Raw genomic sequence first — 20,313 nt, 5'->3', positions numbered from 1 at the left:
ATCTCACGAATCCGAAAATGAAAAGCGTGAGCATCGTTGGACTTCTTTTCTTTCATTGGTTGAGTCGTTAAAGAGTCAACCATATCTACAAAAAGACAAGCTGAGTATTGATTGCTTTATTCTTACTCCTTTTCTTTTTCGGTTTCTTTAGGGGGATAAGTTCCATCAATATTTCCCAAAGCTACTTTCAATAATAATTCTTCGGGATCACCAAAAGGTTTCAAAGCCATTTTAATGCTATCAGATTCAACTATTCTATTGTATGATACCGGAGAGATACCATTTGAATAATCTGCTTCATCCTTATTGTATATTTTGTATGTAATAGGGTGCAGAGTTAAATCTACCAAATCATCTGAATAATGAAAAGATTCGGAGGAACCCACATCTTTGCCGGCAGTGGTGTTTCCTACGATAATAATTTTATCCATATAAGGCGACAAGCAATTAGCCACTAATTCCGATTCTCCGGATGTTTTTCTTGTGGTAAGAATGTAGAGTGTCTTTAAGTTTAAGTTGGCATCAGTAATATCAGAGATGAACATAAACTCCTGCTTTTGAGGATTGGTTTTATTATTAAATTCTTTGTATCCTAATGGCTCACCAAGCTTGTCGGATGGTGCCAGGATAGAACTCAATAGCCGTGCGTTGTCAAAATCACCTCCTGTATTATATCGCAGGTCTAAGATAAATTGATTGATGCCTTTGTTTTTAAAATCTCTGGCTAATGTAAGCAGTTGATCGTTATAATCCGAATCGAAACGATTATATACCAAATAGCCTACTTTCGATCCGTTTATATCAAAAACCTGGCTGTAATGTATCGGAGCATCAATAACTGTACGGGCAGCTTCTATATTTATGGCTTCTTTGTAGGGTACTATGCTGTCTACCTTTTTATCGAAAAAACCAATGTTCAGTTCTTTTGGGCTTCCATCTAATAGTTTCTCCTGATTGCTGGATGTAATTCTCTCGCCATTTACTTTAAGAATGATATCTCCGCGTTTTAAGCCAGCATTAGCAGCCGGAGAATTTTTCATAATGTATAGAATACGAGCCACCGAAGATCTGTCTTTTGGGTTTGTTGACATCTCATACTCAAAGCCATAACTTCTTTCTAATTCGCTGAGACTTCTTGTAGCTTCCTTCTTGTTAACTACTATGGTGGAGTAATTTCTATCTTTACTTGATAACAATGATTTGTAGAATGCAGAAGCTTCTGTGAAATAGTTAAAACCTTTATTCGGTGTTTTTATTTCGTCACACCAGTAATAATTTTGCCGCATGGTTTCTTCAATCCATATATCAGCAGCTTTTCGTGCAGCATATTCCGGACGTCGATCTTCTCCGCAAGAAATCAATAACAAACAGGTAATAACGTATAGTAAGCTTTTGGTTTTCATTCTTCTATCTTTGGTAATAACGTTACAAACTTACAAAATAACTGTAAGATAACTTATACCTATGTGGGGTTTTTACTATTTTATAACCAAATAATTTGATGATAAAATTAGTTTGTATTATCTCTTGTTGTTTTTTTGAACCGCAGAGTTACGCAGATTAACACAGAGTTTTTTAGTTACGGTGCCGCAGGAAAACTAAGAACTCTGCGTTAATCTGCGTAACTCTGCGGTTCAATATAATATAAAGAAATGAAAGCAATAGTATGCAAAAAATCCTCTTAGACGTTATGCCTAAGAGGATTTCCCTTTCATCTCATTATTGTAATGAGCAAAATTTTTTCTTTTTATTCAGCAGGAGCTTCTTCTGCAGCAGGAGTTTCTTCCGCTGGTGCTTCTTCTGCCGGAGCGTTAGCAGCTAATTCAGCAGCTTTCTTTTCTGCTATAGCTTTTGCTTTAGCTTCGTTTACTTTCTTTTCAGCTTCTAAACGTGCTTTAGCATCTGCTTTCTTAGCTTCTTCTTCTTTAGCTTTCAGATTTGCAAGACCTGCTTGCTTATCTTTTTTCCAAGCTTCGAATTTAGCTTCTGCTTCTGCTTCGCCAAATGCGCCTTTAGCTACACCACCAAGGAGGTGTTTCTTCATATAAACGCCTTCGCGAGAAAGGATATTGCGAACAGTGTCAGTAGGTTGAGCTCCGTTAAGAACCCATTTCAATGCACGTTCGAAATTCAAATCTACGGTAGCAGGATTGGTGTTAGGGTTGTAAGTACCAATCTTTTCTGTAAATTTACCATCACGTGGTGCTCTGCTGTCTGCAATCACAATTGAATAGAACGCATAGCTTTTGCGTCCGTGTCTTTGCAATCTGATTTTAGTTGCCATTCTTTAAATAATTGTTTTAATTAATGATTTGAATTATGCTACTATCTCGTAATAGCGGCGCAAAGATAAGGATTAATTTTTAATTAGTCACTGTTTGCCTCAGTTTTTGTCATGCTGCTCAGGTCAATTACTATCTCCTTGTTTTCGTACCCTTTCGGTATGTCGTTATCTTCTTCATCGGCATCTCCATACTTTACTACTATTTCTTTGCCCTTTCTGCTTATAACATGATAAAATCCGCGTAGGCTTTTTCCGGGACGAAGGTCATAGTCTTTCTGGAGCTTCTTTGTTTTGGTATTGAAAAAAAAGCGGCTTCCCCACGACAGCGAAATTCCATCCGAGCTGGTGTTCATTCGTACTTCCGCTGCTGTTAAATCCGGAAAAATAAAGGGCAAAGGCAACGTTTGGGTTTCGGAAGTGTTTGTTATCAACATGTATATGTCGTAAGTCTTTCTTTCGCCTCCCATCAATCTGTCGTTTGTTATTTCGCTTAGTCTGTAGGATGCGGAACGATCCGGATCTGTATCCATTTTTTTGACTACAACGCTATCAATAATTATTTGAATTTTTCCGAAATAGGCAGTGTCGATGGCTCTGTATATTCCGTGTCTTTTATTACTTTCTATTTTTTCTTTCATCCATCTTGCTTCCCTCTCGGCATCAAGACTGTCTATGTATTCCTGAGAATATTCCTTTTTCTCAGGATTACATTCGACGGATTTATTTTTGCTTTCTTTATTGCCGCAGGAAAGTAGAACAACGGAAAGTAGAAGAGCATAGAACTTATTCATATATATAATGTTTGCTATTTCGATTTCTTATAACGTTACTCCTGTTTTGAAGATAGCAATTTCGCGATACCCCTTCTTTTCATTGTTTACCAATTCGCCACTTGCCACACGGATAATGTATTCGGTGAACCGTTCGCAGGTTTTATCAATAGATTCTCCATCTACAATCACTCCGGCATTGAAGTCGATCCATCCGGGCTTATTGGTAGCCAAAGCAGTGTTGGTTGATATCTTCATGGTGGGAACGAAAGTACCGAAAGGAGTTCCGCGTCCTGTGGTAAACAATACAATATGACATCCGCATGAGGCAAGTGCGGTAGAAGCCACCAAGTCATTTCCCGGAGCAGAAAGCAAACTTAATCCTTTAACTTTCAGACGCTCTCCGTATGGTAATACTCCAGATACATAGCTTTTACCACATTTCTGTGTACAGCCTAATGCTTTTTCTTCCAGAGTAGAGATACCTCCGGCTTTGTTTCCCGGTGATGGGTTTTCGCCTACAGGTTCCCCATGAGAAAGGAAGTATTCTTTAAAGTCGTTGATAAGGTGTACGGTTTGATCAAATAAACCTTCGTCTTTACAACGGTTCATTAAAATAGTTTCGGCACCGAACATTTCAGGAACTTCGGTTAGTACGCTGGTTCCACCCTGAGCTATAAGGTAGTCGGAGAATACCCCTAATAGCGGATTGGCAGTGATACCGGAGAAACCGTCGGAACCTCCGCATTTCAATCCTACGCGAAGCTCACTAAGAGGCACATCCGTACGTATATCTTTACTTGCTTTGGCATAAAGATCGCGCAAGAGTTTCATTCCTTCTTCGTATTCGTCGCCAACCTTTTGAGTTACCATAAACGATACACGATCTTGGTTGTAATCTCCCAGAAATTCGCGGAATACATCAGGTTGATTATTCTCGCATCCCAATCCTATTACTAAAACAGCTCCGGCGTTGGGGTGAAGCACCATATCACGCAAAATCTTCTTGGTATTCTCGTGGTCGTCTCCCAACTGAGAGCATCCGTAGTTATGAGGATAAGCTACAATGGCATCTACACCTTTGCCGTTGGTTTCTTTGCGTAGTCCTTCGGCTAATTGTTGGCAGATACCGTTTACACAGCCTACGGTTGGGATAATCCATACCTCATTACGAATACCTACCTCTCCATTGCTACGGCGATATCCTTTGAAAGTAAGATTCTCCTGAGGAATGTCCAGAGATACATTGGTGGGTTGATACGTATAATCCAGTAGTCCGGCCAGATTGGTCTTGATGTTATTCTCGTTCATCCAGTCGCCTTTCTTTTTAGCCATTGTGGCATGCCCGATCGGATAACCGTATTTGATAACATCTTCACCTTCTGTAAAGTCTTTCAAGGCAAATTTATGCCCGGCAGGTATGTCTTTGTTTAGCGTGATTTCTATTTCGTTGATAGTGAATTTCTCTCCGGCTGGAAGGTTTACAATAGCTACAGCTACGTTGTCGGCCGGATTAATTTGCAGATACTTAGTTTTCATGATATAATGTTGTTAATGTATTCTTAAATAAAAATCGATATTTTCTTTAGTTAATAAATCAATGGGCATATAATTAATCGTTTCCACCTCTTTCTTAAAAATGAGTTGGTCGCATAACGCTTTAATGCCATTGAATCCTTGAACTTCCGGTTGCTGAGCTATCAGGAAAGATACACTTCCTTTTTTCAGGCAGTTTACATTCCTGTCCAGTAAATCATATCCTATTAAATTAAAGTGCTGAATGTTTCTGTCCAAAAGATATTCGCCAATGGTATATACTTTTGAGTTGAAAGTGATTCCGTTGCATACCGTCGGGTGCGCCCGGAAGAATTCATCCAGTAATTTATAATCCTCGTCCGGTTGCTTAGCCGGTAGATTGAGTTCCATGATCTTGCAGGAAGGATTATGTTTTTGCATAAATTCCTTAAACCCAATTTCTCTGTTTTCCTGCTGGTTTGATCCTACAATACCATCATTGATCTTACGGAAAATTACAATTTCGTCTTTATCTCCGGCTAACATTGTTAGCATACGGGCAGCAAAATAACCGCTTTGGTGAGAGTATTGTCCGAAAAAGGCGAGGGGAGGAGCATCTTTAATATTAGAGTCTATATATATATAAGGTATAGAGCGTTCTGTTAATGAAGCTGCAAATATCTTGGTATATTTAGGAGCAGTGGGGGCCATTAGTACTCCGTCCGGTTCTCCTTCTAATATATGGTTGCTTTCGGTTACGAAAGAATGATAGTCGTAAGGGTCATAATAAGTAATCTGGGCAGAGATATGAAAGTCCGAATAATCGACCAATGCTTCTTTAATACCTTGTTCTATGGCGGTCCAGTATTCTCCTTCAATATGTAAAGGTAACAAGCAGGCAAAATTATATTTTTTATTGGATGCTAAAGCACTGGCATACATGTTTGGGTGGTAATCCAGTTGCTTTAGAATTTCTTCCACTTTCTTTTTGCTGGCTTCGGATACGCCACTTCTGCCATGAATTACACGATCTACTGTACCTACCGATACGTCGGCGAGTCGGGCAATATCTTTAATTCTAATTCTTTCGGGTAGTTTATTCATTTAAATTCGGTAGATAACATTTATACCTCAACAATAATTTTAGTTATTTCCGATACAAATATATCACAATTTTTGTAATATAGAAAATTATTGTATCTTTGTGTGCGCACACGAGAGGTGAATTTGAAACTTAACATTATTAATAACTATAAGACTAAAATTAAAAATTATGGGTAAGAAAGTCGTTACTTTTGGAGAGATTATGCTGCGTTTAGCTACTCCCGGAAATCTGAGATTCTCTCAAGCTAAAGAATTTACTGCAACTTTTGGCGGTGGAGAAGCAAATGTAGCTGTATCATTGGCAAACTATGGTTTAGAGACTGAGTTTGTGACTCGTCTTCCGAAAAATGACATTGCAGAGTCTTGTTTAATGGATCTTCGCTCTCATAGCGTGGGTACCAACGAAATTATCTTTGGTGGTGAACGTGTGGGTATCTATTTCCTTGAAACAGGTGCTGTGGCCCGTGCTTCTAAAGTAGTATATGACCGTGCTCATTCTTCAATCTCAACTATCGAACCGGGAATGATTAACTGGAGAGAAGTATTGAAAGATGCTCAATGGTTCCACTGGACCGGTATTACTCCTGCCTTATCACAAGGTGCTGCTGATGCTTGCTTAGAAGCTATTAAGGTAGCCAACGAAATGGGAGTAACCGTATCATGCGACTTGAATTACCGCAAAAACCTGTGGAAGTATGGCAAAACTGCCGACGAGGTAATGCCTGCTTTAGTAGAAGGTTGTGATATCATTTTGGGTAATGAAGAAGACTGCGAAAAAGTATTCGGAATTAAACCGGAAGGATTTGATGTAACTGCTACAGGTGGTGAAGTAAATTCTGCTGAGTTTGAATCTGTTTGTACTCAAATGATGAAGAAGTTCCCACGTTGCAAGAAAATGATTATCACTTTGCGTGGTGCTATCAATGCTAACCACAACACTTGGGGTGGTGTTCTTTACTCAGAAGGTTCGTTGAAAATTTCTAAAAGATATGATATCACACACATCGTTGACCGCGTAGGTGGTGGCGACTCTTTCATGGGTGGACTTATCTATGGTTTGATTTCTTATCCAAACGATGATCAGAAAGCACTTGAATTTGCAGTAGCTGCTTCTTGCCTGAAACATACAATCTATGGTGACTTTAACTTGGTTACTGTTGCTGAGGTAGAAAACCTTATGAAAGGTGACGGAAGTGGTCGTGTTTCACGCTAAATAAATTATTATTCACCACAGAGGACGCAGAGAACACAGAGTTTTTAGAAACTGTTTCTATTTTTCAAATTTAACTCTGTGTCCTCCGTGTACTCTGTGGTAAAACTTAAAATATAATGGCAAAATTTAATAAAATACAGGTGCTCAATGCTATGGCAAGCACCGGAATGGTTCCCGTATTCTACCATAAAGATGCAGAAGTAGCAAAGAATGTAGTAAAAGCCTGCTATGATGGTGGTGTACGTGCATTCGAATTCACTAATCGTGGAGACTTTGCACAAGAAGTTTTTGCAGAATTAGTAAAATGGGCTGCAAAAGAATGTCCCGAAATGATTTTGGGTATTGGCTCTGTTGTAGATCCTGCTACAGCGGCTATGTATATTCAGTTGGGAGCGAACTTTATTGTAGGTCCGTTATTTAATCCGGAGATTGCTAAGGTTTGTAACCGTCGTCTGATACCTTATACCCCAGGTTGTGGTTCTGTATCGGAAATCGGATTTGCTCAGGAAGTAGGTTGCGACCTTTGCAAAGTGTTCCCTGCCGGAAATGTAGGAGGACCTTCGTTTGTGAAGAATGTAAAAGCTCCTATGCCATGGTCTATGCTTATGGTGACAGGTGGAGTAGAACCAACCAAAGAAAACCTGACTGCTTGGATCAAAGCCGGAGTAACATGTGTAGGTATGGGATCTAATCTTTTCCCTGCCGATATTGTGGCTGCCAAAGACTGGGCATGGATTGTTGCGAAATGTAAAGAGGCTTTTGGCTATATAGCCGAAGCCAGAAAGTAATAAAAAGGTGCCTTCCGTTTATAAGGGTTAGTTAGTATTAAGGAAGGCATATCTTTTTTGTTTGAAGGTGTTTAAAGGGTGCGAGCCGGCGAAAGGTCTCAGTGATGAGATGTTTCGACGGCTCGCTTATATGTAAAATAGGTTAGATTAGAAATGGTTTCTTAGTTTATGTTCTGTATTTTTCGGACAAAGTGTCCGGCTACCATTCCCAAGATGGCAGCAGCTAATAGTATTATCATAGTGAATCGTTTTTATCTACTTTTTCTTAAAGAGAGAAAGTATCCACAATAGAACAATAGCACCTACCACAGACATAACTAATGAACCCAGGATGCTACTTGTTCCCAAGCCTAAAAGGCCATAGATCCAGCCACCTAACACTCCACCAACTAAGCCGACAACCAGGTTAATTAAAATCCCGAATCCGCTTCCTTTCATAATCCATCCGGCTATGGCTCCTGCCAGTATACCGATGATAATTGACCAAAGAATTCCCATAATTAATAAATTGTTTAAGTTAAATGATAAGTAAGTATTTATAATTAGTTTAAATCAAACATTGAATACATTGATTAAGAAACAAGTATCTACTGTTTTAGTTCATTCTTTTGGCTTTTATTTCTATTAGCACCTGTTTATATGCTTAAATAATGTATTTTTGCGATAAATATGCTAATGAATGAAACGATTATTATCTCTTCCCCCCAATTTGGTAGAGTATTTCTACGATTTAGAGAGTAAGGATTCCCGGGAATGGTTTTGCACCTCCGACCCGATCGGGAAAAAATTAGGTTCGGGAGGTGGCACAACGTGGCTGCTTAAAGATTGCTATGAGCACTCCGGTACAACGGAATCGATGGAATCCTGGCTTGCGAGCGAGAAGCGGATACTGCTACATGCAGGTGGTCAGAGCAGACGGCTTCCGGCTTATGCACCGTCGGGCAAGGTACTTACTCCCATACCGGTATTCCGATGGGAGAGGGGGCAGCATTTAGGGCAGAATTTGCTTTCCTTGCAAATTCCTCTATATGAAAAGATTATGAATCAGGCACCCGCTTCGTTACGTACGTTAATTGTTAGCGGAGATGTGTACATCCGGTCGGAAGCTCCTTTACAGCCTATCCCGGAAGCAGATGTGGTGTGCTACGGTCTTTGGGTAGATCCGTCATTGGCTACCCGGCACGGCATTTATGTGTCGGACAGGAAGCAGCCCGACCAACTTGATTTTATGCTGCAAAAGCCTTCGTTGGAAAAACTGGAATCATTAACAAAGACGCATTTCTTCTTAATGGATATTGGTATTTGGATGCTTAGCGACAAAGCCGTTAACTTACTGATGAAAAGATCTTATAATGAGCAGGGCGAAATCTCTTATTATGATTTGTATTCCGATTTTGGGTTGGCATTAGGTAATAACCCGATTATTAAAGATGAAGAAGTAAATGGGCTTACTGTGACCATACTTCCGCTTCCGGGAGGCGAGTTTTATCATTATGGTACAAGCAAAGAATTGATTTCTTCTACCCTGAATATACAAAATAAGGTATTCGATCAGCAAAAGATTATGCACCGGAAGGTAAAACCTAACCCGGCTATGTTTGTGCAGAATGCCTGTACGGAAATAAGCTTAAAGCCTGAGAACGAAAACCTTTGGATTGAAAACAGCTTTATCGGTAAATCGTGGAAGATAGCTAAGAACCACATCTTTACCGGTATTCCTGCCAATGATTGGAATATCGAAATCCCGGATAGTGTTTGTGTAGATATTGTTCCGTTGGATGAAAAGGGGTGGGTAGTTCGTCCTTATGGCATGGACGATGCTTTCAGAGGGCATTTGCATGCAGAAGATACACTATTCATGGGAATACCTTTCCCAGAGTGGATGAAGCGTCGCAACATAGATAAAACGATGTGGAGTGAAACGGAATCTAAAGATATTCAATCCGCGCCAATCTTCCCGGTTGTTCATTCGGTGGAAGAGATGGGAACTGTTTTACAATGGATGATATCCGGTGACGATTCAACTGCCGGAAAAGAAATATGGCTACAGGCGCGTCGTTTGTCGGCAGATGATATTTCTGCGTATGCCAACCTGGAAAGGCTTTATCAACAACGGGAAGTATTTGGCAAAGAAAACTGGAAGTTGTTAGCCGATAACTATGAAAAGAGTGTTTTTTACCAACTCGATTTGGCAAATGCTGCTTCGGAGTATGTTCGTTTAGGCTTAGAGGCACCGGCTGTTTTGCCGGAAGATGCTTCTTCTATGCTGTGTATCCATAACCGGATGCTTCGTGCGCAAGTACTGAAAAATAAAGGTGCGAACTGCAAACAGGAAGAACAGGCTGCCTTCGACTTATTAAGCGAGAGCTTGATAGAAGAAATCTCCGGTAAGAAAAATATCCCGGTGTTAAGTGTGTACAATGATCAGATAGTATGGGGTAGGAGCCCTGTGCGTATCGACTTTGCCGGAGGGTGGACGGATACACCTCCTTACTCCTTATATACAGGTGGTAATGTGGTGAATCTGGCTATTGAGTTAAATGGTCAACCTCCTTTGCAGGTATATGTTAAACCTTGCAAGGAATATCGAATTGTGCTGCGTTCCATAGATATGGGTGCCGTGGAGGTTATTACGAATTACGAGGAATTGCAGGATTATAAAAAGGTAGGCTCTGCGTTTTCCATTCCTAAAGCAGCATTATCACTTGCCGGGTTTGCCCCTGCTTTTTCGGGCAAGTCATACAGTACTTTGGAAGAACAGTTGAAAGCGTTTGGCTCCGGTCTGGAAATAACATTACTGGCGGCTATTCCTGCCGGTTCCGGGTTGGGCACAAGCTCTATCCTGGCATCTACGGTATTGGGAGCTATCAATGATTTTTGCGGATTATGTTGGAGCAAGGAAGATATTTGCAGATATACCTTAGTCTTGGAGCAATTATTGACTACCGGAGGCGGTTGGCAAGATCAATATGGTGGTACTTTGCATGGCGTAAAGTTGTTGCAGAGTGATTCCGGATTTTCTCAGGATATTCAGGTAAGATGGCTTCCGAACCATCTGTTTGTGAATCCGGAGTTTAAACCGTGCCATTTACTTTACTATACAGGGGTAACCCGCACAGCGAAAGGCATCTTAGCCGAGATTGTGGCAGGCATGTTCCTGAACTCTTCTGCTCATTTAAACATTCTGAACGAAATGAAATTGCATGCTTTGGATATGGCAGAAGCCATACAACGAGGTAGCTTTGCCGATTTCGGTTGTTTAATTGCTAAAACGTGGGAACAGAATAAAGCATTGGATAGTGGTACGAATCCTCCGGCTATTGCAGCTATTATCAATCGTATTAAGGATTATGTATTGGGATGTAAGCTCCCGGGCGCAGGTGGTGGTGGCTATCTTTATATGGTGGCGAAGGATCCGCAGGCGGCGCTTCGCATTCGCGAAGAGTTAACTAATAATCCGCCTAATTCATTGGCGCGTTTTGTGGAGATGGATTTATCGGATAAGGGGTTGCAGATATCGCGGTCTTGATGATGATGGCTAAATTAAAATTAAAGTAAATGAGGATAGATACGCGGAAAACGCGGAATGAGCAGAAACACGCGGAATTATTTTTTTCTTGCGACATAAGGACGAATATATATTCCGCGTTCATCCGTTCATTCCGTTTTTTCCGCGTACCCATTTCAACTTAACTCAGGTTCGGAAATGATTGAATTTGAACCACAGAGTTACGCAGATTAACGCAGAGGATTAAGTTTTAGTTCTATGCAGCATTGTATTAAAAACTCTGCGTTAATCTGCGTAACTCTGCGGTTCAATATAACTCAAAACAAAAAAGAAATGATTGAAACCGGATTATATTTTAGCCACGAATGACGCTGATTGCACGGATCTTAAAAACGGATAAATATCTTAACTTGATATCACAAATTAAAATCCGTACAATCGTATTTAACCTACCCCAGCTCCTCTATCTCCTCTATCGACAGCCCTGTTGCTTGAGCTATAATATCAGCAGCTACTCCAAGCTGCTTGAAGTTTCGTGCATTAGCTATTTTTTCTTCTTCACGACCAATTTTCAGACCTTTCTCCATTCCTGCTTTTAGTCCTTTCCGCTCGGCGCTACTGTATAGTGTTTTCTCCACACTAATAATATCCCAAAACTTTTCATAACCCAGCAGTTGAGCATCGGTAAAGGCAGATTCCTCTAAGGCAGTAACAGCCTTCTTTATTTGAGGGTTATCCATTAACTCTTGCGGAACTTCTCGGGTATGTTGGCTGATTTCTGTAAGATAACGAAGCCACAATACCTGCATCTTCTTGGCAGCGTAGGTATTGGGTGTAAACTTGGGAAGCTCAACAAATATCAGGTGAAGACCGTTGATCACTTTTTCGGTATGTTCAACGTGTACCAGTTTGTAGTAGTGGTAATAACCCTCTAACTCCGATTCGAAGACTTCATTCACCAGATTGAGTGAATATACCGGTTGCAACAGTTCATAATGTTCGCCGGTATCTATCTGCCGAACATAAGCCTTGGAAGCATTGAACAATACACGCTGTTTAAACTCGGGCGACCATATCATTTGCATCTCTACAATAAACTGCCTGCCTTGTTTGTCTTTACAGCGAACGTCTACAATACTGTTCTTGCGCAATGGATTTTTGGGCACCATCTCACAAGAGAGGTACTCTATATCTGTTATCTCTTCTTCTTCGCTTAGAGGGAGAAGGGCGTTCAGAAGGCTCATCACCAAATCGGGGTGTTCGCCAAACACACGTTTGAATGTTAGATCGGCTTTAGGGTCGAGATATCGCATATATGGGTTTATTAAATGTTCTTTTCTATGACAAAAATAACGCTTTTATTTGGAGAGACAATGAGTTTGAGAGGATTAACTCATAATGACTCGGAAAGGAGGGAAACCAGATTCACAAACAATTACCCCAACAGGGGTAAAATGTGAATAACCCCCAGTGAAGCGAAGCGACTGGGGGAGGAAAGAAACTCACCCTCACCACCAACGCCGTAGGTGTTGAATAGTCAATTGAACCCACTACGGGGTTCACGTGTGGGTTGATATTATTATCCCCCAGTCGCTTCGCTTCACTGGGGGTTATTCATATTTAAGCCCATTCGGGCTATCCTTGTTTCCCTCAAAACAAGATAGATACGCGGAAAACGCGGAATGAGCAGAAACACGCGGAATTATTTTTTTTCTTGCGACATAAGGACGAAAATATTTATTCCGCGTTCATCCGCTCATTCCGTTTTTTCCGCGTACCCATTCCCATTTCCCTCAAAACAGTTCGGAAATAATTGAAACCGGATTATTTTTTAGCCACGGATGACACTGATTGCACGGATCTTAAAACACGGATTTTAATTTGTGATATCAAATAATAAGATATTATCCGTGTTCTAAAATCCGTCTAATCTGCGCAATCCGTGTCTAAATTTATTTTTTTCCGCGTACCCATTTCAACTTACCCCACAACAAGTACATAAAAAGCAAATCCCGCCACGCCTGGCGGGATCACTTTAGCAAAAAACCTATTTTACATCATACTGCGCTTCACAGCGGAGACCTTCTGACATCAATCCCGAGTATTTCTGTTTCCCGCTCGGGACGGGAAGTAGGGTATAGTTGTTCTACCCAGAGGTAGTAGAATTATTCTCGAATACAACGAATGGGGAAGGCTTGGCGACGACCTCCATAATTATAGTCACTGGAGCCAGAGCTAAATTGTGTATAACATGCCTTGTCAGTGCTATTTGAACTTCCGCTATAAACATATCCAACTTGTCCAGCTACGCGTGCGTAACCATCTGTATATCTATATCCACTAGCTGGGAAATATACACCAATCGATGGGTTGGTCTGGTTTCCACTTGATGTTGCTCCAATACCAAGCCAACGACCTGATAATGGTTGGTAAAAACCGTGATGATTTTTTGTTGTGTTGGGAGCAACTATTTTATCAGTAAAAGAACCACCGTTGGAAAGACTTGTTTTTTCAGCAAGGAGCTGATCGTATTCGCTCTGTGTAGGTAGGCGCCAGTTGCCATCAACCCAACCTTTGGAGGTGATATACCGACAAATATCACCTTTACCTATACTTGCATTAAATCCTGTATTTCCATTATAGGTAGAGAAGTCATCATCCGTTTTACTGGTATTATTAAACGGAGTAGTGATTTCATTAATATAAGGAATACTTGTATATGCATAAGTGTAAGTACCAGTTGATGAATATACAATATGTCCATTAGGATATTTTTTTGCTGTATATGTTGCAGTTGTTCCTGAAAGGGATGCTGGACTAATAGCCACCAATGATCCCCACTGAAATAGCAGTCCTTGCGAGTTAGCCGGAATAGTTATATTATCAGCCGAAGTTACAGCAAATGTTAGATATCCTCCATCGGGATAACTATTGTCTTCTATCCATACAATATTGCTTCGTGCCCAAGAATAGTTTGCTTTTACAGTTGCAATATGGCGTAAACGTCCTGCCTTCAGATGGATGACTGCATTGTCTGGTACAGAACTGGGAAGTGAAGATACAGAAACTTCAATACCACTTCCATTAGATGCTTTTGAAGCTGTGAGCCAGCCTGTTGTGCTACCTATATATTCTATTCCATTGGTATATTTCTCATCATCAATCTCCCAACCATAAGCATAATTGGTGATAACCGGAATGGATGTTACACTACCACTTTTAACTATCTCCACCGGATCTCCCACCCCCAAATAATGCTGTCCATCAAAAACCAGATCTCCGATTTTGCTATCGTCGATAACGTGTAGTGTTGTTTTTAGGTTTGATGTGATGCTCATTGATTTAAGTGCGTCATCTATATTTTTATATCCGATGCCATCTACTCGTGTAATATTTACTAAGTATTTGTGGTTACGATAGATTGGCATATATTGCACCAATGCCGGGTTGGGAGTAACGTATCCTACTTCGCCGGGTTGCTTGCCTGCGGCATCTCTGGCATCCGTAAAGTCGAAGCGGTAGTAGTACTCTTCGCTGTTGTATGTACCTTTAAATATCAGGCAGGTTGCATTTATGCGGCTGTTGTCGGCTTCGTTTCCTGTGGCTTTTACGGATTCGTAGGTATAAATTTCGCCTTCCATGCCGTTGCCGTTTCCTGTGTCGGCATAGCTGTAGGTCATGGCGTTGGCTGTTCCGGTTTGTGCCGTAGCACTTGTTGGAATCATTGGGGCAATAGGAAGCGTGGTTAACAAGGTTCCATCTACATTCCATGCCGGGGCTATGTATCCTTCGGTATGGTAGTTCACTACATAAATATCCTGAAGTGTAAAGCCTATAGCTGTATTGTTTACATCAATACGAGCCAGCATACGCACCAATTCTATATCTTCAATTTTCATACCTGCGGTTATGCCCGATACGGCTTCTTCGCCATACATGGGGATGGGGGAGTAATTGGTGGCATTTGTGGTATTCCATTTCCAATCGTTGGGCATGCCACTGCTATTGATAGATGCATATTTGAGTGCTGTAAGAATATCATCTTTCTCTGCTGTATTTACACCGCCTGCTGCCGATATTGCTGTAGCCACTTCGTTGTGAGCATTGGCTATAACTACCACACGCACAACATTGCTGTTGGCTACCAATTTGGCTTTGAACTCCACCTTGTAACGATCGCTACTACTGGTGCTTTGGGTTACATTCATTCCTTGAACATGCTGTGTTAGTATATCGGGATCGGTACTATTTGCCCCGGCTTTAAATACCAGAATATCTACTTCGGATACTTTCGCCTCTCCATCCGCTCCGGCTATGGAGCGGGTAGAAGGCGTTTTTTGCCCGGGGATGCTTACTGTAATTGTTACATCACCATCTCCGGGATTGCTTAAATTATCAAATTCAGACACTTTATAGCACCCTGCCATTCCTACTGCAATAAACAGTAGGGATAGGAGAGGGAGGGATTTCTTGAGTATATTTTTCATGTTTATTGTTTTATTCTTTTACACAACGTACAGGTATATAGTGGGTGGGTTGTGAGCCGCCAGTTTTTACTCCTAATGTGGCATGACTAGTGAAGCTCCTATCAGAGTTTGAGGTACTGGTAGTCCACCATATTCCAGTAACGTCCCAGAGCTCCCAGTATTGACTTGTATCATACAAATAATAGTATCCTCCTAATACATAACTTTCGGGTGAAGGACCACCCCAAAACTTAACTTCTGGGAGATTTATATTTGCACTTAAAACAGTTTGAAGGTCTTGTACATCTGCTACTGTAGGTACTCTCCATCCTGAGGGACATGGTCCATCGGAAGTTTTTGTTGCATTCGCAAATGTATAGTAATATCCTCTTGAACCAGCAACCTTTCCGGAATACCTTGTTGCGTCTGCTGTTCCTTCTCGAGAATTTTGTATCATCCAACATTTATTGCCATACATGTGTGTTAAATACGTTTTCTCTCCAATGGAATTAGGGTCGGTAGTACTATTGTCGTAGCCATTCGTTCCTAATGGTACTCCAACAGGAATTCCTCGCATTCCGCAAGTTGCACAAAGGTTTACTGCTACATTAATAGGAGCTTGAATATTATCATTGTTATTGAAGGTCAATATCACTTCAAACTTGTTTTTACCATTTATACCTAAGAAATGAGTGTCAAAATCTACAGGCACTCCTGCAATGCCACTACCATTTGATGTTAACAGATTTACTAACGCTCCATCATTATTAGTCCCTGCTTTTATCTCCACACTCCAATCAAATGTAGAAAAAGCATTGAAACTGTGTGTGTTTCCATCCAATGAATAAAGACTTTCAATATCAGTGGTTAACCACGAATCCTTCTCCTGTGTAATATTCACATAATACGTCATATTTCTTGCATGAATCGGAACTTTAGCCGATCTATTAGCTGCGCTTGGGTCATTATTGGCAGCCGGTTTTATCTTTATCTCTCTTGTCAGATCACCATTTTGTCCGGTTACATCTTCGATTGTAATCCATTCGTTGCCTCCTGATACAGCCGGATTGTATATAATTTTATTCGCATCTATCTGTATGCCGGTATCGAATCCTTCATCTGTTCGGCTGTAATCGGTAGTAATGGTTACCGGCAGTGCACCGCCTTCCTTATAAAAATGATATGCTCTGCGGTCTACGGTCAAATAATACTGTCCATCGCCTATTGCATTCTGTGCAGCCTCATTCCATGCTGTAATCTTTGCAGTCATTCTGCTTCCTCCTTCGAAGGCATCTTTGGCGGTACCGTATCCTCTTCCTGCTACCGATTTTATCTCTACATCGTATAGGTGATTTCTTAGGATATTTCCATTGGTAACGTCAATATCTACCCGGTAATAACTTGGTATTGCATCGTAAGTTGTCCCTCCATCGGTGCTATAATAGCCTCCAATTACCAATGCGGTTTTCTTTAGCCTGTCGCTTTGGGCGGCGTTGTCTACTTCGAAGAGGTATTGTTTGTTGACGATCTTTTCATAGTCCGGTTTTTGGTTATTTGTGCCCACTCCAAAGTATGGCAGGGTTGGTTCGTATACATTGCCTGTGGTGGCAGGTACATGCGGAGCTGTTACCTTAGGATTGGCGGGCGTGCTTGTATCCAGGTCGCTTTCCTTATAGGCTATGTACCCTTCTGTTTTTCGGTTGAACACACATACCGAAGCCAACTTAAAATTGTTCACTAACGCCTGTTGGCTTATATTGAATTTGGCGTGCATCCTTATCAGTCCAAACGGATTTCCGTTATTATCTAACTCGCCATTTTGTATATCTTTTTTTATCTCCACATCTCCAGTGATGCAATACATCGGAAGTGGAGTGGCTGCTCCCGCTGCCGAGTTCCATTCGGCGGTTTGTTCAAACACCAATTTACTCAAGAAATCGTCCAGCTCTATTTGTTTGGTATATCCATAGTTTCCTGCTTTTCGTGCATTGGCCACAATAACCAAGCGTGAGTTTTTGTTTGGTCTGGTTTCCAGGGTTGCATTTACCCAGCTTGGCGGTCCGGGTGTGAATGTACCCTGTATGGGTTCGCTTTTTACGCCCCTGTACTTTCCGCTTCCATCTTCGAGAAAGTGGTATACGTCGATGGTGGCAACGGTTGTTTCTTCTGCCTCGCTCATGCCTCTTGTGGTTGGCCGGTTGCCCGGGTTTGCGGGTAGCTGTACTTCGAATCGCACCTCTACCTCCCCGTTATTGGTAGTATGGCTGTTTATGGCTTCCTCCTTTACACAAGCTTGCATGCACAAGGCCGGTATAAGAGCAAACAGCCATTTATAGTTATATGAAGAAAATCTTTTCATACTGTGTGTCTATATATCGTATATCTCTTTATATGCTAATTAATTTCCGGTTTAGAGGGTTGTGTTACCCATGCCGGCATTTTCACCTCAAATTTTCCGTCGAAGAATTCAAATAGTATGGGTATTACGATTTCCGTTTCCATATCGAACTCCCGGAATGATTTAATAACCTCGTTCAGTGCAACGCTTTTCGCTTTTTCTCCCGTAGTGGGATTGATGATGTGTATTACAATATTGTTGTTCGCTTCTCTGATGCGTGAGGTATAAAACGCTGCGTTTGCCAAGTCTTCTCCGTAGGTTTTTTTGTTCACCGTTTCTTGCCGGAGTGTTATTTTGTTTCCGGGCAGGTGATTCATGTAGAAGTCATACCCTTTGTAGTTTCCTTCTACCTCAATGATGGGTAGTTTCCCATTCACTGCATATCCTTTTACGTAGATGTCGAGTTTTTTGTGTGCGTGTATAAAATGCAATGTTTCTTTAGCCCCGTTCTCTTTCGATACGTTGAAGGAGAATAGTTCCTTGGTGGGGTTTATGTTTCTGGTAAACCCTGTTTCTTTGGGTGCTGCATAATATAGCGGATCTCCTGTTTCGTCGGAATGGCATATTACAAATCCCTCTTCCGGATTTGTTATAGTGTTTATATCGCACATAGTAACCCTTTTTATCAGGTTGCTCCACGCCACTACGGTATAGTTTCCGGGTTCAAGTGCAAGCCTGATACTTCTGTTCTTATCAAGCTTTCCTGTGGGCACTGAAATGCTTGAATGGAAAAGTCCCTTTCCATTAAAAAGAATAAGATCGGTCTTTTCTACTTGTTCTGTAAACACCTGCTTTCCATTTTTATCTACTAAGGAGAAAGTCAGTGTTACATTTTCTTTGGTTGGACACTCCGATAAATCATCGGCTATACAGCCCGCCATCAGGGCTATGCCGAGAATCATCCATAGTATAGCGTGTATCTGTTTCATATTTATTTGTTGAGTTTAAACCCTCTCCCCGTGGGGAGAGGATCTTTTTTTAAGTTTTACTGAATTTCAGGTTTCATCCCTACAGTAGTCCATGTGATGAGCGATACTTTCACTCTTAAGTCAATTTTACCTACGTTTGCATCGTCTTTTACTCCATCTACATCGAATTCAAAGCTTCCTGGGTCGATGGTGTAAATTTTACCTGCTTCGAAGTGGGTAATAGTAGTGCTTGTTGTCGCATCAATCAGTTTACCTACAGTGATATATCGCATGTTGGCGTATGATTGGCTATTGCTTGCTTGTACATTCTCTACTTCCACGATAACTTGTGGAGCCAGTGTTGTTGCAGTAGCCAATACAGCATCTCCTGCAATAACGGGTGCTGCCAATAAGTTATACGCCCATACATCTACATTATTAGTACCATTGGGGTATTTAGTTAATGCAGTGGTTGTGGTATTACCAAAGTAAGTTGTGCTATAATCATAAAGAATACCTTTTAAAGCAGAAGCGTATACTCCTTGGTTGTCTCCATATACAGTTGTTCCTCCTTGTCCTGAGTTAACGATAGCGGCCGGAGTTCTTGCATCAAGACTCAATGTTGGGTAGTATTTGTTGATGTAAATACCCTTTACGTCATATTGAGTAATGCTTACCCCGGTTGTATTTGGCACAGCCGTAACATCAGCAATTTCCAAACGTGCTACATGAGGGCGCAATGTAATTTCTACGTATTTCTTTGCAGGATCGGTAGGCGCTACACTTGGGTCGGGTACCAGTGTACCTTCTCCCCAAAGAGTTACATTGGCTAAATCTTTGTTGGTTGCGTTATACTGCATAACGGGAGTTACTGTATAAGCCTTTACGCTGCTAATGTATTCTCCTTTTTTGGCAACAGCCGAATATCCGATGTTGTCGACAGTTTTGATAGCGCCACTGTTACCCACGATGTATGCGCTACGCACATCTCCGTCTACATTGGTAATGGTTACCCCGTTTGTTGCTATAGCATCGCCAATAGCGATTCTGTTTAAACTCAGGTCTGTAGCTAATGTTGAAGAGAATGCATACACATCCAGAATTTTTCCTGAAGCGTTGCAAAGCAATAATTCTCCATCAGAGAATACTACCGGATTGGCTTTGTTTGCTTCCGGGCCGGCTACTGCTCTGCTCATTTCCGGTTGTGCAATACGGATCGATAAGTTTTGTGTTTCCTCGTTTTGAGTATCCACCACTTCGTTGTCGTTCGAACAACTTGTTAAGCCCATTGTCAGGGCTGCGATAGTCATCATCGCATACTTAAAATTTACTTTCATGTTTTAAAAAAATTAGTTAATA

At 41.1% G+C, this 20,313-nt stretch carries 14 protein-coding genes; 3 read left to right on the top strand and 11 right to left on the bottom strand.

Translation table 11 applies throughout. The features are described 5' to 3' along the window. Window positions 1-122: 122 nt before the first annotated feature. From D0T60_RS17840 to D0T60_RS17820, 5 genes are all read right to left on the bottom strand, one after another. Window positions 123-1,403 carry a S41 family peptidase gene (locus D0T60_RS17840; protein ID WP_163219731.1) on the bottom strand — a complete coding sequence of 427 codons (1,281 nt, stop codon included), beginning with the start codon at window positions 1,401-1,403 and terminating at the stop codon, window positions 123-125. A 344-nt stretch (window positions 1,404-1,747) separates the two neighbouring features. After that, on the bottom strand, window positions 1,748-2,284 hold the full coding sequence (locus D0T60_RS17835; RefSeq protein WP_163219729.1) for a 30S ribosomal protein S16: 537 nt from the start codon (window positions 2,282-2,284) through the stop codon (window positions 1,748-1,750). An 83-nt stretch (window positions 2,285-2,367) separates the two neighbouring features. Next, entirely contained in the window at window positions 2,368-3,075 is a 708-nt protein-coding gene (locus D0T60_RS17830; RefSeq protein WP_163219727.1) for a hypothetical protein, read from the bottom strand. 27 nt (window positions 3,076-3,102) lie between these two features. Then, on the bottom strand, window positions 3,103-4,593 hold the full coding sequence (locus D0T60_RS17825; protein ID WP_163219725.1) for a UxaA family hydrolase: 1,491 nt from the start codon (window positions 4,591-4,593) through the stop codon (window positions 3,103-3,105). 12 nt (window positions 4,594-4,605) lie between these two features. Further along, on the bottom strand, window positions 4,606-5,673 hold the full coding sequence (locus D0T60_RS17820; protein ID WP_163219723.1) for a LacI family DNA-binding transcriptional regulator: 1,068 nt from the start codon (window positions 5,671-5,673) through the stop codon (window positions 4,606-4,608). Between the two features lie 169 nt (window positions 5,674-5,842). Between D0T60_RS17820 and D0T60_RS17815 the strand changes: the two genes are divergently transcribed. Both D0T60_RS17815 and D0T60_RS17810 read left to right on the top strand, forming a co-directional pair. Continuing rightward, a complete protein-coding gene (locus D0T60_RS17815; protein WP_163219721.1) occupies window positions 5,843-6,886 on the top strand; it encodes a sugar kinase in 1,044 nt (347 codons plus the stop codon). 116 nt (window positions 6,887-7,002) lie between these two features. Continuing rightward, entirely contained in the window at window positions 7,003-7,674 is a 672-nt protein-coding gene (locus D0T60_RS17810) for a bifunctional 4-hydroxy-2-oxoglutarate aldolase/2-dehydro-3-deoxy-phosphogluconate aldolase (RefSeq protein ID WP_163219720.1), read from the top strand. A gap of 255 nt (window positions 7,675-7,929) precedes the next feature. Here the strand turns inward: D0T60_RS17810 and D0T60_RS17805 are convergent, their stop codons facing one another. Beyond that, the gene (locus tag D0T60_RS17805) at window positions 7,930-8,172 is read right to left on the bottom strand and encodes a GlsB/YeaQ/YmgE family stress response membrane protein (RefSeq protein ID WP_163219718.1); all 243 of its coding nucleotides are present in this window, start codon (window positions 8,170-8,172) and stop codon (window positions 7,930-7,932) included. 181 nt (window positions 8,173-8,353) lie between these two features. Here D0T60_RS17805 and D0T60_RS17800 point away from each other — a divergent pair, with 181 nt between their 5' ends. Further along, entirely contained in the window at window positions 8,354-11,203 is a 2,850-nt protein-coding gene (locus D0T60_RS17800; protein WP_163219716.1) for a bifunctional fucokinase/fucose-1-phosphate guanylyltransferase, read from the top strand. Window positions 11,204-11,631: 428 nt separating this feature from the next. On the opposite strand, the gene D0T60_RS17795 is transcribed toward D0T60_RS17800, so the two are convergent. From D0T60_RS17795 to D0T60_RS17775, 5 genes are all read right to left on the bottom strand, one after another. After that, window positions 11,632-12,495: an Rpn family recombination-promoting nuclease/putative transposase gene (locus tag D0T60_RS17795; protein ID WP_163219714.1), complete on the bottom strand. Its 864-nt coding sequence runs from the start codon at window positions 12,493-12,495 to the stop codon at window positions 11,632-11,634. An 852-nt stretch (window positions 12,496-13,347) separates the two neighbouring features. Then, entirely contained in the window at window positions 13,348-15,669 is a 2,322-nt protein-coding gene (locus tag D0T60_RS17790; RefSeq protein ID WP_163219712.1) for a fimbrial protein, read from the bottom strand. A 10-nt stretch (window positions 15,670-15,679) separates the two neighbouring features. Beyond that, on the bottom strand, window positions 15,680-18,007 hold the full coding sequence (locus D0T60_RS17785; protein WP_163219710.1) for an FISUMP domain-containing protein: 2,328 nt from the start codon (window positions 18,005-18,007) through the stop codon (window positions 15,680-15,682). A gap of 35 nt (window positions 18,008-18,042) precedes the next feature. After that, entirely contained in the window at window positions 18,043-18,975 is a 933-nt protein-coding gene (locus D0T60_RS17780) for a FimB/Mfa2 family fimbrial subunit (RefSeq protein ID WP_163219708.1), read from the bottom strand. Window positions 18,976-19,031: 56 nt separating this feature from the next. Then, window positions 19,032-20,291 carry a hypothetical protein gene (locus tag D0T60_RS17775; RefSeq protein ID WP_163219706.1) on the bottom strand — a complete coding sequence of 420 codons (1,260 nt, stop codon included), beginning with the start codon at window positions 20,289-20,291 and terminating at the stop codon, window positions 19,032-19,034. Window positions 20,292-20,313: the final 22 nt, after the last annotated feature.

Origin of the sequence: Bacteroides sp. 224, assembly GCF_010500995.1 — a bacterium.
Taxonomy (GTDB): domain Bacteria; phylum Bacteroidota; class Bacteroidia; order Bacteroidales; family Bacteroidaceae; genus Bacteroides.
This window is presented reverse-complemented; position numbering and strand designations above follow the sequence as displayed.

Bases quoted from the DNA above. Each gene is read 5' to 3' on its own strand.
- D0T60_RS17840 (WP_163219731.1), bottom strand. From the start codon at position 1,403: ATGAAAACCAAAAGCTTACTATACGTTATTACCTGTTTGTTATTGATT.
- D0T60_RS17835 (WP_163219729.1), bottom strand. From the start codon at position 2,284: ATGGCAACTAAAATCAGATTGCAAAGACACGGACGCAAAAGCTATGCG.
- D0T60_RS17830 (WP_163219727.1), bottom strand. From the start codon at position 3,075: ATGAATAAGTTCTATGCTCTTCTACTTTCCGTTGTTCTACTTTCCTGC.
- D0T60_RS17825 (WP_163219725.1), bottom strand. From the start codon at position 4,593: ATGAAAACTAAGTATCTGCAAATTAATCCGGCCGACAACGTAGCTGTA.
- D0T60_RS17820 (WP_163219723.1), bottom strand. From the start codon at position 5,673: ATGAATAAACTACCCGAAAGAATTAGAATTAAAGATATTGCCCGACTC.
- D0T60_RS17815 (WP_163219721.1), top strand. From the start codon at position 5,843: ATGGGTAAGAAAGTCGTTACTTTTGGAGAGATTATGCTGCGTTTAGCT.
- D0T60_RS17810 (WP_163219720.1), top strand. From the start codon at position 7,003: ATGGCAAAATTTAATAAAATACAGGTGCTCAATGCTATGGCAAGCACC.
- D0T60_RS17805 (WP_163219718.1), bottom strand. From the start codon at position 8,172: ATGGGAATTCTTTGGTCAATTATCATCGGTATACTGGCAGGAGCCATA.
- D0T60_RS17800 (WP_163219716.1), top strand. From the start codon at position 8,354: ATGAAACGATTATTATCTCTTCCCCCCAATTTGGTAGAGTATTTCTAC.
- D0T60_RS17795 (WP_163219714.1), bottom strand. From the start codon at position 12,495: ATGCGATATCTCGACCCTAAAGCCGATCTAACATTCAAACGTGTGTTT.
- D0T60_RS17790 (WP_163219712.1), bottom strand. From the start codon at position 15,669: ATGAAAAATATACTCAAGAAATCCCTCCCTCTCCTATCCCTACTGTTT.
- D0T60_RS17785 (WP_163219710.1), bottom strand. From the start codon at position 18,007: ATGAAAAGATTTTCTTCATATAACTATAAATGGCTGTTTGCTCTTATA.
- D0T60_RS17780 (WP_163219708.1), bottom strand. From the start codon at position 18,975: ATGAAACAGATACACGCTATACTATGGATGATTCTCGGCATAGCCCTG.
- D0T60_RS17775 (WP_163219706.1), bottom strand. From the start codon at position 20,291: ATGAAAGTAAATTTTAAGTATGCGATGATGACTATCGCAGCCCTGACA.